The organism is Novosphingobium sp. 32-60-15 (genome assembly GCF_002280675.1).
GTDB lineage: Bacteria > Pseudomonadota > Alphaproteobacteria > Sphingomonadales > Sphingomonadaceae > Novosphingobium.
Genome location: NZ_NCEN01000001.1, coordinates 1 through 12,506, shown reverse-complemented (window position 1 = coordinate 12,506; position 12,506 = coordinate 1). Strand labels below are relative to the sequence as shown.

Here is a 12,506-nt window from a genome sequence, read left to right as displayed (position 1 = left end):
ACCCGGAAATGACCTCAACCTTCAACGTGGAAGCTGGCGACAAGCTCTATATCCAGGACGTCACCCTGCGCGATGGCATGCATGCCATCCGCCACATGTACGGCATCGATCAGGTCAAGGCGATTGCCTCTGCCATCGACAAGGCGGGCGTCGATGCCATCGAAGTGGCGCATGGCGATGGCCTTTCTGGTGCCAGCTTCAATTATGGCTTTGGCGCGCACACCGATTGGGAATGGCTTGAAGCCGTTGCCGAAGTGCTGACCACTTGCGTGCTCACCACCCTTATCCTGCCCGGTGTCGGCACGGTCGAGGAACTCAAGCGCGCCTATGACATCGGCGTCCGCTCGGTCCGCGTCGCCACACACTGCACCGAAGCCGACGTATCAAAGCAGCACATCGGCATCGCACGCGATCTGGGCATGGACGTGTCTGGCTTCCTGATGATGAGCCATATGATCGAGCCTGAACTGCTGGCCAAGCAAGCCTTGCTGATGGAAAGCTACGGCGCGCAATGCATCTATGTCACCGACAGCGGCGGCGCGCTCGATATGGACGGTGTCCGCGCGCGGTTCGAAGCCTATGACCGCGTGCTGAAGCCTGAAACCCAGCGCGGCATGCACGCCCATCACAACCTGTCGCTGGGCGTTGCCAATTCGATTGTTGCTGCACAATGCGGCGCGGTGCGCATCGATGCCAGCCTTACCGGCATGGGCGCAGGCGCGGGCAATGCGCCATTGGAGGTGTTCATCGCCGCCGCTGATCGCAAGGGCTGGAACCACGGCTGCGATGTGATGATGCTGATGGACGCCGCCGAAGACATCGTGCGCCCGATGCAGGATCGCCCTGTGCGGGTTGACCGCGAAACCTTGGCGCTTGGCTATGCCGGGGTCTACTCCAGTTTCCTGCGCCACGCTGAAAAGGCCGCCGAAACATACGGCATCGATACGCGCACGATCCTTGTCGAACTGGGCCGCCGCAAGATGGTGGGCGGCCAGGAAGACATGATCGTCGACGTCGCGCTCGACATCATCAAACAACGCGAGGGCTGATACCCTCATACACCAGCGCAAGAAAACGGACAAAAGTCCACGCGCCATACCGGGAGAGAAGCACATGATCCTGAAAGACAAGGTCGTCATCGTGACAGGCGCTGGTCCCGGCATGGGGCAAGCCGCCTGTCGCGGCGCAGCGCGTGAAGGCGCAAAAGTCGTCGTCACCGCGCGTTCCAAACAGGCCATCGAAGAAGTCGCGCAGGAAATCGTCGCCGCAGGTGGCGAGGCCATTGCTGTACCACTCGACGTGACCAACATGGACCAGTGCAAAGCCGCCGCACAAGCCGCTGTCAGCAAATGGGGCCGCATCGATGGGCTGATCAACTCGGCCTATTACCACCCCGATTGGGGTCCGCTGATCGACCATGATGTCGAACAAGTGCTACAGGCATTCAACGTGGGCGCGGCAGGCGCATTGCGCATGGCCATGGCCGTCTACCCGACGATGAAAGCACAAGGCGCAGGCTCCATCGTCAACATTTCTACCCTGTGCACACGCAAGCCGATGCCCGGCGAAGGTGGCTATGGCATGGCCAAGGGCGCGCTCAATCACATGACCCGGCATCTCGCGGTTGAATTTGGTGGCACCGGCATCCGCGTCAACACAGCGCTGATGGGCTGGATGATGGGCGCACCGCTTGAAGGCTTTATCAAGGGGCTGGGCGAAGGCGCAGAGGCCTTCCGCACCCAGCGCGCCAGCGAAATCCCGGTGGGCCATATTCCGCCTGATGCCGATTGTGCCAAGGCGGTCTATTTCCTGCTTTCGGACTATGCCTCGGAAATCACCGGCGCCATGCTTGATGTCAACGGCGGCGATTGGGTCGCAGCATAAGGAACTCTGTCATGCTGCTCGACTGGATGAAAAGCCACCCTACGCTTTCTGACGATCCGGTATTAGGGCTTGATCCCGATGCCATAACCGTCAGCGATACTGTAGAAATTGCCGCCCCTGCCCGCGTGGTGTGGCAGGTGCTGACCGATCTGCCGCGCTACAACGAATGGAACCCGTTCTGCGTTAAAGCGGAATCCACGCTGGAAATGGGCGCTGCTGTCCATATGAAGCTGTTGAACTATGCCGTGCCCGGCAGCATCGTGCCCAATTGCGAGTTCATCTGCGCAAACGAACCCGAACGCCTGCTGTCATGGGAAATGGTCTACAGCGAAGCATGGCCCTACCCCGCCCGACGTGATCAGGTGATCGAGGCGACCAGCCCTGCATCCTGCCGCTATTTCAGCACGGATGCCTTCCTCGGCATCAATGGCATCCACGTCTTCCGCTTTGCCGGACCGTGGGTAAAACGGGCCTTTGACGATTCCGCCCGCGCCTTGAAAGCCCGTGCCGAAGAGCTTTACGCCAACGAAGTGAAAGCCTGATCCACAATGCCATTCACTCTGCAACACTTGTCCGACATCGAGGAAATCAAAGTCCTCAAACACCGCTATTTCAGGGGCATAGATACCGGAGATCAGGCATTGCTTGCCGATATCTTCGTTGAAAATGTCGCCTGCACTTACAATGGCGGCACGTACAAAGTCTCGCTCAAAGGCCGTGCGGCGATGCTCGAATTCCTCGCCAATTCGTTCCATTCAGGCGCTGCGGCCATGCACATCGGCATCATGCCCGAAGTGGCGATCACCGGCGACAACACCGCAACCGGCATCTGGTATCTGCAAGACGTGTTCATCGATACCGAGAAAGACGATCACACCTTCGGCACCGCGATCTATACCGACACTTACCGCCGTGAAGGCGGGGTCTGGCGGATCGAAAGCACCTATTACGACCGCGTGATCGAAGTCCTCACCAAGTTCAGCAAGACAGGCGGCCGGCTCTCGGTCCAGCGACTTGCAACCACCGGACGTAAACCCGAAGAACGCACCGACATCAGCCATCTCATACAGTGGGACGAGTAGCGCCGCGAACAAGCCACGACGCTACCTGACTGTTCAGGCAAATACCTCGGCGCGCACCCAATCGAGCGTCGAGGCATCGCTTTCCAGCCGCTTGGCCCCCAGCAATTCGTTCCAATAACCTTCTGATCCATCGGCCAGCCGCCATTCGTGCAAGCGCCGCGTCAGCAATTGCAGGTCATATTCTTCGGCCACACCGATTGCGCCGTGCACCGCATGGGCGGTGGCGGCAAAGCGGGGCACGATGCCTGATGTCGTGGCCTTTGCCGTGGCCGCTGCGGCAAGGCTGATATCCAGCCCGCCAGCACATCCCAGTTGTGCCGCAATCCGCGCAGCGATCATGTCCTCGGCCATCACGGCCAGGTTCTGCTGCAACGCCTGCTGACGCCCGATCGGCTTGCCAAACTGCACCCGTTCGTTGGCGTAATTGGATGTCATCGTGCACAACTGCCCCGCACACCCGGCAATCAGCGCCGCACGCAACGCTGCCGCGACAGGGCGCAAACCATTGGCAGGGCGCGGCAAAACCGCCCCTGATGGTGCATTGCCCCAAGATATGCGCGCCGCCAACGCACCGTGAATACCAAGCGGCGCAATCTGCAAATCTGCCACTGCTACGAGCGTAAGGGCATCACCCCGGTCCAGCAACACATGGTCCGCCACAAGGCCGCACGGCACAACTTGTCCCGATAGCGCCGACGTTGCCAGCGCAATCGGCCCATCAGGTGCCGCCACGCCTGCTTGCGCCAGAAGCGCGCGCGCAATCATCGTCTCGCCTACCGGCAATGGCACAGCGTGGGCTCCAAGCGCGCCGAAAAGCTGTTCCACTTCGGCCAGCGATAGCCCTGCACCGCCCTGTTCCTCACTCACCAGAGCATCAAGAAAGCCCGATGATGCAATTTCAGCCCACATCGCATCGGCTGAACCGCCCTGCTCAACCGCCCGCACAGCAGCCGGTGCAGCAATGTTTTCGAGCATGCGGACAAAGGGTTCCAGAAGTTCGTTCATGTCGCGCGCTCCCTTATCGCAGGCCCATTCCGCGCGCGATGATCCCGCGCAAGATCTCGCGCGTACCTCCGCGCAACGAAAAGCTTGGTGAAATATGTGTCAGGTATGTCAGCGTGCGGTACAGTTCCGGATCAACTGCTTCGTCAGGATGGGCCGCCAGATCATCGGCGATGACCACGGGCAATTCCTGTTCGAACGTTGTGCCCCGGTCCTTGACGATACTGGCTTCCACCACCGGGCTTTCACCCAGTGCCAATCGCGCGGTGCAGGCAATGGACATGGCGCGCAAAGTTGCCAGTTCCGCCGTCAGCCGCCCGATCAGTGCGGCACAATCTGTCCGCCCCACGGCCCGCACATGCCGCACCCAGGCGTCCAGCAAAAGCGCGCTGGAATAGATGCGTTCGGGGCCAGAGCGTTCAAACGCCAGTTCAGCCACGACCTGGCTCCAGCCCTCACCTTCATTGCCGACCAGAGCATCGTCGCCCAACTCCACGTTTTCAAAGAAAACTTCGGCAAAGTGGGCATCGCCGGTCAGATCGACAATCGGACGGATCGTAACTCCCGGCGCCTTCAGATCGATGATCAGTTGCGACAACCCCGCATTGCGATCTGCCGCCGAACCCGATGTGCGGATCAGCGCAATCATGTAGTCAGAATGCATCGCATTGGTCGTCCAGATCTTCTGTCCGTTGACCAGCCAGCCGCCAGCAGGCGTCCGTTCTGCCCGGGTCCGAACGCTGGCCAGATCCGATCCCGATCCCGGCTCGCTCATGCCGATGCAGAATATTTGCTCCCCCCGACAGATGGCGGGAATGTACTTCTGGCGCTGATGCTCGGTCCCGAAGTTCAAGAGCAGCGGTGCGCTTTGACGATCGGCAATCCAGTGGGCGGCAACCGGCGCGCCCGCAATCAACAGCTCTTCAACCACCACGAAGCGTGCGAACGGTCCACGCTCCTGCCCGCCATAGGCCTTTGGCAACGTCAGTCCCAAAAACCCTTCGCGCCCCAGCGCACGGCTGAATTCAGGATCAAAGCCCATCCACGTCCGCGCGCGCTTTGCCAAAGGCATCCCGGCAATCTCACGCTCGATAAAGGCGCGGATCTGCGGGCGGATTGCTTCATCCTCTGGCGGCAAAGGTGCAAGCGTGAATGTATCGAACACGGCGGTTGGTCCTTACTGGAACAATATCAGACTGCCGCTTTGATGTGCTTGGCGGGTCATCGGATCAAATATTTATTTTGGCCGATGCGATACCGAAACGCTATCGCGTATCGCAAGCGCTGCCTTCACGAAATTGTCGGCCAGCGGCCCGGCATCCAGCGCCCGCACCAATCCCGTTTCAATGGGGATAGGCTCGACCAATGGGACAAGCCGTACGCCCGCAGGCGCAAACCGCGCTGATTTTGCCGGCACCAGCGCCACACCAAGGCCCGCCTGTACCATGCTTAAAATCGTCTGCACCTGCCCTGCTTCTTGTGACACTTGCGGCACAAATCCGGCAGTCTGGCATGCAAGCCGGATGGTAGAATGCAAAACGCTGATCGGCGCGTACATGATAAACGGCCTGTCTTTCAGCGCCGCCAGATGCAAAGCGGATGCACCTTCGGGCAGATCATTATCGGGAAGCGCCACGATCAGGCTGTCGTGGTCGATCACGTCCATTGCAACCGGCGTGGCATTAAGCACCGGCAACCTGACAAGCCCGATATCGACTTTTCGCCCCGCAACGGCGTCCATGATTTCCACGCTGGTCATTTCTTCCAGCACCAGTTCGACCTGAGCATAGGCCTTGCGGAATGGCGATACGATGCTTGGCAGCAATTGCGCGACAGCGGATCCGATAAAGCCAACCACCAGTCGGCCACGCATCCCCACCGCTCCTTGCCGCGCAGCCTCGCGCACTTGTTCTGCTTGAATCAAGGCCGCGCGCGCAGGCCCCAGCGCCGCCATTCCAGCCTCGGTCAAGCGCAAGCCACGGGGATTGCGTTCAAACAAAACCGCCCCAAGGTCTGTTTCCAATTTGCGGATTGCTACGGTCAGCGGCGGCTGCGACATGTTCAGCCGCTCGGCCGCACGGTGAAAATTGAGGGTCTCGGCCAGCACAGTGAAATAGCGAAGTTGGCGCAGATCCATGATACTCATCGTGTATTGCAAAAATGAAAATCAATATTAGCACACACAGTCGCAAGGGCATAGCGATCCAGACTGCACATTGATGCATGTGGCCCTCCCCGCCTGTTTGAATTGCCTGCCTGCCTGAAAAGAGGATATGTCCATTGTCCGAACCCTTCCTGCTGATCGAACGCGATGGCCCGGTCGTCATTGCCACCCTCAACCGGCCTGATGATCGCAACGCCATTTCCGAAACCGCGCATAGCGAGGAAATTGCCGACTTTTGCGCCCAGATGACCCGTGATCGCAGCGTCCGCGCAGTCGTCCTCACCGGTGCTGGCAAGGCGTTCTGTGCAGGCGGCAATATCAAGCACATGCGAGACAGGGCTGGCATGTTCGCAGGTTCGCCCTTCCAGCAACGCGAAGCCTATCGCACAGGCATCCAGTTGATCCCTCTTGCTCTCTATGAACTCGAAGTGCCGGTGATCGCAGCGGTCAATGGCCCAGCGATTGGTGCCGGGCTTGACTTGGCCTGTATGTGCGATGTTCGGATCGCGTCAGAAAAGGCGTTGTTCGCCGAAAGCTTTGTAAAGCTTGGGCTTGTTCCCGGCGATGGTGGTGCATGGCTACTGCCCCGTATCATCGGCATGGCCCGCACAAGCCTGCTGACGTTGACTGGCGACACCATTAATGCTGCGCACGCGCTTGAATACGGGCTCGTGGCCGAAGTGGTGGCCCATGAACAGGTTCTGCCACGCGCAATCGAAATTGCCCGATCCATCGCCGCCAATCCCGGCCACGCAACCCGCATGGCCAAGCGCCTGTTGCGCGAAGGGCAAGATATGAAGCTTGCGCCCCTACTCGAACTGTCCGCCGCATATCAGGCCTTGGCCCATCACACCGATGATCACCACGAAGCCGTCGCCGCCTTCATCGAAAAACGCGCCCCGGAATTTGGCGATAAGTAGAACGCAGTCCTTCTCCCCTCCCTTTAAGGGAGGGGCCTGTGGAGGGTTTACAACCTGTCCAGCCTAAACCTTGGCCCGACGCCCGATCCACGGCGCAGCTTGCTCTACTTGCCCGGCCAACCGGAACAACAGCCCTTCCTCGCCATAACGGCCCGTAACCATGACGCCGATCGGCAATCCGTCAGCGGACATGCCCAGCGGAAGTGACATGCTTGGTTGGCCGGTTCCGTTATAGATGCCGGTAAATGCGGTGAACGTGCCAACCTCGCGCCCCCATTCAGCCATGCTCCGCCCTGTATCCAACCCGATCCGCCCCAATGGTAATGGCGGTGCGGAAAGCGTGGGCGACAAGATGACGTCGTACTTTTCCATGAACTGCGCAATTGCCACGGCGGCGGCCTGATAGGCATTGTTGCCGCGCGCAAAGTCCATGCCGGAATAGCCCTTGCCCAACGCGATGAACTCCATCGTCGTCCGCTCAACCACATCCGGCCCAAGCGTGATGCCCAGCAATTTGGCACGGTCTTCGCAATCGGCAGCAACAGAAGACGCCATCAAGGCAAAGCTGCTCGCGGCAATGCTGGCGAAATCGATCTTCGGCGCGGCCTCCTCCACATGATGGCCAAGGCTTTCCAGCAGCTTTGCTGCAGCGCGCGTAGCGGCCAGCACTTCGGGATCGACCGGCGCGCCTGAAAATGGCGCAAGCATCAAAGCGATCCGCAACTTGCCCGGATTGCGGCCCACTTCGGCCAGGAATGCCCGCTCCGGCGTTGGCGCGCTATAACGTGAGCCCAGCTCCGGCCCATGCGTCGCATCAAGGATTGCTGCGGAATCGCGTACCGTTCGGCTAACTGCATGATGCACCGACATCCCGCCCCAGCCTTCGGTACGCGCCGGTCCCATCGGCACTCGCCCGCGCGAAGGCTTCAACCCGAACAGCCCGCAGGCCGATGCCGGAATGCGGATTGATCCGCCGCCATCGGTTGCATGCGCCGCCGGGATGACACCCGCCGCCACAGCCGCTGCCGCCCCGCCCGATGATCCGCCCGCCACCCGTTTCGGGTTCCACGGATTGCGTGTCGCCCCGGTCGCAACGCTTTCGGTCGTCCCGGTCAGGCCGAATTCGGGCGTCGTAGTCTTGCCAAAAATGACAAAGCCCGCACGCTCGATCCGCCTGACCAGTTCCGACGTAACGCTCGCCTTTTGCCCTGCATAAAGACGGCTGCCATTGCCGGTCACTTCACCTGCAATGTACGTATTCAAGTCTTTCAAAAGCCACGGCACGCCCCGGAACGGCCCTTCCGGCAACCCCGCCGCAATCGCCCGCCGTCCATAATCATAGTGCTTTTGCGCCATGAAATTGAACTTCGGATTCTGTGCCTCGGCGCGGGCAATCGCCGCCTCCAGCAGCTCTGCCGCCGATACCTTGCGCTTGGCCACAAGGCCTGCCAGCCCCAGACAATCGTGGCTATCCAGAACTTCGCCCATTCCTCGTGCCTTTGCTGTTGCTGCTGCTGCTGCCGGAAGCCCGGCGGTTGCCGCAAGGGCAATCCCGCCGGCAATGGCCTCGCGCCGTGTCGTCGTCATTTCACATAATACCTTGCGTAATATTTGCGGAACTGCGCAATCGGACCATCGCCTTCACAGATATAGGCGTTGGGTTCAAACTTCTGGCGATCCCAGATGATCTTGTCCTGATCGAACTGCTTGCAGATATCGCGGATGATCGCGCGGGCCACCCCGGCACGCTCGCCCTCGGCCTGTGCGCGTGGCTGCGTAAAGCAGAAGCGCACATGCACATGGTCCAGTTCTACCGGCGTGATGCAGGCCACCAGCAGCGTTTCGGAAATGCCGGTAAAGCGCGTCCAGCTCTGCCCCGGCCCCATCGTGTCATAGCTGATCTGGCCATCGACCTCGCCCCACGGCGTGCCCATCTTGGCCTTTACATCGGCGCCGCGCCCCCATTCGCCCCAGCGCAGATCGCCCAGCGGCACGTCGGCGGTGCCGTGGATATATTTGAAATGCGCCACGTCCACGCCGTTTTCGGCCATGTTCTGGATCGATCCGTAGACGTTCCATTCGAACACGTCATAATCGGTCCACTCGGGGTCGGTCGCTTCGGGCAGGTGCTCCACCTCAAACAGCGGCGCGGCATCTTCGGGGTGATACCACACCCAGATCCAGCGGTTCGCCTCGGTCACGCTCCAGGTGCGGGTGCATTTGCGCTTCACTTGTGGCGGGATGGACTTGGAATAGGGGATCTCCTTGACCACGCCTTCCTCGCCATCATAGCGCCATGCGTGGAACGGGCATTCCAGCAGATTGCCATGCACTCTGCCGCCATGGCCCATGTGCGCGCCCAGATGCTTGCAATAGGCATCGATCACGCGGACCTGCCCGTCCTCGCCGCGCCACATCGCCAGATCCTTGCTGAAATAGCGCATCGGCTTGACCTCGCCCACGGCAAGGTTCGCGGCCAGTTCCACCGGATACCAGCCGAACGGAATGCCGATATCCAGATTGCGCTCGGCCACAGAGGCGCGGCCCTCGACCGCCGCGGTGCGCCAGTTGGTCAGGTCCTGCCCTTTCAGCTTGTCGAGGATCTGCCACACCGCCACAGGCGCGGTGCGCGCATCGGTTGCCGCTTTCTGATCATTGGCACTCATCGCCGGTCTCCCAATTCAAGCGCCTGCACAATTGCGGGGCGCGACCGGGCGGAATGGGTTGTCTTTTCCGCCCGGATTTTGCCTGAACTACGGGGCAGACTTCCCAGCCCCGATCTCGTCTAAAGCCCGAACACCTTGATCGCGTTTTCGCGCAGGAACTTGGGCCACACCTCGTCCTTGAACGGAACGTTCTGCATGTCGCTCATGATCCGGTCGAGGCTGAGGCCCATCGGGAAGTACCCGGCGTAGATGATCTTGTCGGCCCCGCGCGTGTTGGCATAATCGATGATCGCCTTGGGGTAATGCTTGGGGGCAAAGGCGCTGGTCGAATAATACAGGTTCGGCCATTTCAGCATCAGCTTCACGGCCAGTGCTTCCCACGGCTCGGCCCCGTGGCGCATCACCACCTTCAATTCGGGGAAGAACCAGCACACCTCGTCGAGGTGCTCCACTTTCTGCGTTTCCATCGGAATGCGCGGGCCGGGAATGCCTACGTTCAGCAGGATCGGCAGGCCCATTTCCTCACACGCTGCATAAAGCGGGAACATGTATTTGTGATTGATCGCCACTTGCGGCAGCGTGCCCGAAGGAAACACGCTCACCGCGCTCAAACCCACTTCGGCATGGATACGCTTGATCCGGCGGATGCCTTCAACACCCTGATTGGGATCAACCGGCAGATCGAAAAAGAACCGGTCGCCGTACATTTCCTTGGCGCGGTGCGATGTGTCATTATCGTTCCACCCCACCAGCGCGCGCTGGACATTGTGCTTGTCCATCTGCGCCACGGTCCAGGCGATGTAATCATCCTGTTCGCCCGATTGCGGGATGTCCTTGAACATATATTGTGCGGGCATGGCAAACTGGCTTAGCGTCTGCTTGTCCTTGATCAGCGGACGGAACGGCGCAAACCACTCGGCGCGGTCTTCGGCATCGGGAATGCCAAGCATGCAATCAATGATGCCGATATCGGTTGGCATGGCCATATCAATTCTCTCCTGAAAGCTGCGGCCACAAGGCGCGCAGGGCGATCTTGTCGACCTTGCCCAGCGCATTGCGCGGCAGTGTTGTTTCGCTGATAACGACGCGCGTGGGCGCTTTGTAACGCGCCAGTTGCGTCGCTACGCCTTCGATAATCTCGGCCTCGGTCAAGCCGCTGACCACGACCACCGCCACCAGCCGTTCGCCCAGCCGCTCGTCGGGCAAGCCAAAGGCGGCGCATTCGGTCAGTCCCGGCATCATGCCAAGGGCGCGCTCCACCTCGGCGCAATAGATGTTCTCCCCGCCCGAAATGACCATGTCCTTCTTGCGGTCGACGATGAAAACATAGCCGTCCTCGTCAACATAACCGACGTCGCCCGTACGCAACCAGCCATCGGCGGTCAGCACGGCGGCGGTCTCCTCGGGACGGTTCCAGTACCCGCTCATCACTTGCGCGCCACGCACCACGATCTCGCCTGCCTGGCCAAGCGGCAGAACCGCACCATCCGCCCCTTCGATGCGCACTTCCACCATCGGCAAAACGCGCCCCGCCGCCGCTGGTCGCTTCATGAATTCCGGCCCCACCGCCTGCGCAATCGCGCCCGAACATTCGGTCATGCCATAGCCGGTGCCGATCTGCGCCTGCGGGCACAGTGCATGTACTTCCTCAACTAGATTGACCGGTAACGCCTGCCCACCGCTGCCGATATTGCGCAAACTTGAAAGGCTGGCGCCTTCGGTGCGTGCGCGGTGCAGGATGTCCCACAGCATCGTGGGCACAGCGCTGAACATGCTGATCTGTTCAGCCGCAATCAGCCGCGCGGCTTCCTCGGCGTCCCAGCGGCGCATGATCACCACTTTCGATCCGGCCATGAACGGCGATAGGAACCCTGCTCCCAGCCCCGAAACGTGGAACAATGGATAGACCAGCAGCCCCGCCTGTTGCGGCATCCGCGCGATCAGGTCCTGCTCGCTCACCCCCATTTGCGCGGCCATATTGGCCAGCACAACCATGCCCGACATCTGCGTGCTCATCAGGCCGGTAATCATGTTGCGATGCGAAAGCACCGCCCCCTTCACCCGCCCGGTCGTGCCCGAGGTAAACAGGATGGCACAAGGATCGTCCGCAACTGCCACACTCGCATCCGCCGCATACTCGCTGGCGCGACGGCCAATTTCTTCAGGCGCAAAAGGCTTGGTCAGGTCCAGAACGCGGCCCGCATATCCGGCATCGCGGATCGCACCCGCCCGCTCGGCATCGCACAGAACAACGGCGGGATCGACATCTTCCAGCATCGCCAGCAGTTCGGGACCCGATCCCCGGCTGTTGACCAGCACGGCCACGCCACCCGCCTTCATCACCGCCAGAAACGCCACCAGCCATTCGGCACGGTTGCGCATGGCAATCGCCACCCGGTCACCACGCTGCACATGCAGCATCGGCACCAGTTGATCGCGCCATTCGAAAAGCTGGTCAAAGCTCAAACGCCGCTCGTTGCCCGCGCTGTCAAAATCCACCACGCAAGTCCGGTCACCAAACCGGCGCGCTGCTTCGATCATCAGGTTCAGATCGGACGGGGCTTGCACGAACTGACGCAAACCGTCACGCACCCCTATTTCAAACGGAGAGCCCGGCCCCGAAACGCGCGCCAAAACAGGATCGGCAAACACAGGACTGCCGGACCCAGCACCTTCTTCCCGCACTTGTCCTGCCGCGCCCTGTAAATCGGACATCAAACACTCCCAAACCGCTGCATCGCGTTATTTAACACACCCATATACCGACTTTTGCGAATTTCAAAGCCAA

12 protein-coding genes are annotated in these 12,506 nt (G+C 60.6%); 5 read left to right on the top strand and 7 right to left on the bottom strand.

The window, feature by feature from the left end; translation table 11 throughout:
- The first annotated feature begins 8 nt into the window (after positions 1-8).
- The 4 genes from dmpG to B7Y89_RS00045 all read left to right on the top strand — a co-directional run bounded on the left by dmpG (position 9) and on the right by B7Y89_RS00045 (position 2,966).
- Entirely contained in the window at positions 9-1,049 is a 1,041-nt protein-coding gene (gene dmpG, locus B7Y89_RS00060) for a 4-hydroxy-2-oxovalerate aldolase (RefSeq protein WP_292934575.1), read from the top strand.
- Between the two features lie 64 nt (positions 1,050-1,113).
- Entirely contained in the window at positions 1,114-1,884 is a 771-nt protein-coding gene (locus B7Y89_RS00055) for an SDR family oxidoreductase (protein ID WP_292934573.1), read from the top strand.
- An 11-nt stretch (positions 1,885-1,895) separates the two neighbouring features.
- Positions 1,896-2,426, top strand: a complete 531-nt coding sequence (locus B7Y89_RS00050; protein ID WP_292934571.1) for an SRPBCC domain-containing protein — start codon at positions 1,896-1,898, stop codon at positions 2,424-2,426.
- A 6-nt stretch (positions 2,427-2,432) separates the two neighbouring features.
- On the top strand, positions 2,433-2,966 hold the full coding sequence (locus tag B7Y89_RS00045; protein WP_292934569.1) for a nuclear transport factor 2 family protein: 534 nt from the start codon (positions 2,433-2,435) through the stop codon (positions 2,964-2,966).
- Positions 2,967-2,999: 33 nt separating this feature from the next.
- Here B7Y89_RS00045 and B7Y89_RS00040 read toward each other — a convergent pair whose 3' ends face one another.
- The 3 genes from B7Y89_RS00040 to B7Y89_RS00030 all read right to left on the bottom strand — a co-directional run bounded on the left by B7Y89_RS00040 (position 3,000) and on the right by B7Y89_RS00030 (position 6,114).
- Positions 3,000-3,971 (bottom strand): acyl-CoA dehydrogenase family protein, encoded by a 972-nt coding sequence (locus B7Y89_RS00040; protein WP_292934567.1) that lies wholly within the window; start codon positions 3,969-3,971, stop codon positions 3,000-3,002.
- A 13-nt stretch (positions 3,972-3,984) separates the two neighbouring features.
- Positions 3,985-5,133: an acyl-CoA dehydrogenase family protein gene (locus tag B7Y89_RS00035; protein WP_292934565.1), complete on the bottom strand. Its 1,149-nt coding sequence runs from the start codon at positions 5,131-5,133 to the stop codon at positions 3,985-3,987.
- A 72-nt stretch (positions 5,134-5,205) separates the two neighbouring features.
- The gene (locus B7Y89_RS00030) at positions 5,206-6,114 is read right to left on the bottom strand and encodes a LysR substrate-binding domain-containing protein (protein ID WP_292934563.1); all 909 of its coding nucleotides are present in this window, start codon (positions 6,112-6,114) and stop codon (positions 5,206-5,208) included.
- Between the two features lie 134 nt (positions 6,115-6,248).
- Between B7Y89_RS00030 and B7Y89_RS00025 the strand changes: the two genes are divergently transcribed.
- Positions 6,249-7,052 carry a crotonase/enoyl-CoA hydratase family protein gene (locus tag B7Y89_RS00025; RefSeq protein WP_292934561.1) on the top strand — a complete coding sequence of 268 codons (804 nt, stop codon included), beginning with the start codon at positions 6,249-6,251 and terminating at the stop codon, positions 7,050-7,052.
- Between the two features lie 63 nt (positions 7,053-7,115).
- Here B7Y89_RS00025 and B7Y89_RS00020 read toward each other — a convergent pair whose 3' ends face one another.
- The 4 genes from B7Y89_RS00020 to B7Y89_RS00005 form a co-directional block, all read right to left on the bottom strand.
- Entirely contained in the window at positions 7,116-8,639 is a 1,524-nt protein-coding gene (locus tag B7Y89_RS00020) for an amidase (protein ID WP_292934559.1), read from the bottom strand.
- On the bottom strand, positions 8,636-9,718 hold the full coding sequence (locus tag B7Y89_RS00015; RefSeq protein WP_292934557.1) for a Rieske 2Fe-2S domain-containing protein: 1,083 nt from the start codon (positions 9,716-9,718) through the stop codon (positions 8,636-8,638). The genes B7Y89_RS00020 and B7Y89_RS00015 overlap by 4 nt, the downstream gene beginning before the upstream one ends.
- A 119-nt stretch (positions 9,719-9,837) precedes the next feature.
- A complete protein-coding gene (locus B7Y89_RS00010) occupies positions 9,838-10,704 on the bottom strand; it encodes an amidohydrolase family protein (protein WP_292934555.1) in 867 nt (288 codons plus the stop codon).
- A gap of 1 nt (position 10,705) precedes the next feature.
- On the bottom strand, positions 10,706-12,433 hold the full coding sequence (locus tag B7Y89_RS00005; RefSeq protein WP_292934553.1) for a class I adenylate-forming enzyme family protein: 1,728 nt from the start codon (positions 12,431-12,433) through the stop codon (positions 10,706-10,708).
- Between the last annotated feature and the right edge of the window lie 73 nt (positions 12,434-12,506).

Coding starts and splice junctions, on each gene's coding strand:
- B7Y89_RS00030 (WP_292934563.1), bottom strand. CDS start 6,114: ATGAGTATCATGGATCTGCGCCAACTTCGCTATTTCACTGTGCTGGCC.
- B7Y89_RS00015 (WP_292934557.1), bottom strand. CDS start 9,718: ATGAGTGCCAATGATCAGAAAGCGGCAACCGATGCGCGCACCGCGCCT.
- B7Y89_RS00040 (WP_292934567.1), bottom strand. CDS start 3,971: ATGAACGAACTTCTGGAACCCTTTGTCCGCATGCTCGAAAACATTGCT.
- B7Y89_RS00050 (WP_292934571.1), top strand. CDS start 1,896: ATGCTGCTCGACTGGATGAAAAGCCACCCTACGCTTTCTGACGATCCG.
- B7Y89_RS00045 (WP_292934569.1), top strand. CDS start 2,433: ATGCCATTCACTCTGCAACACTTGTCCGACATCGAGGAAATCAAAGTC.
- B7Y89_RS00005 (WP_292934553.1), bottom strand. CDS start 12,433: ATGTCCGATTTACAGGGCGCGGCAGGACAAGTGCGGGAAGAAGGTGCT.
- dmpG (WP_292934575.1), top strand. CDS start 9: ATGACCTCAACCTTCAACGTGGAAGCTGGCGACAAGCTCTATATCCAG.
- B7Y89_RS00010 (WP_292934555.1), bottom strand. CDS start 10,704: ATGGCCATGCCAACCGATATCGGCATCATTGATTGCATGCTTGGCATT.
- B7Y89_RS00020 (WP_292934559.1), bottom strand. CDS start 8,639: ATGACGACGACACGGCGCGAGGCCATTGCCGGCGGGATTGCCCTTGCG.
- B7Y89_RS00055 (WP_292934573.1), top strand. CDS start 1,114: ATGATCCTGAAAGACAAGGTCGTCATCGTGACAGGCGCTGGTCCCGGC.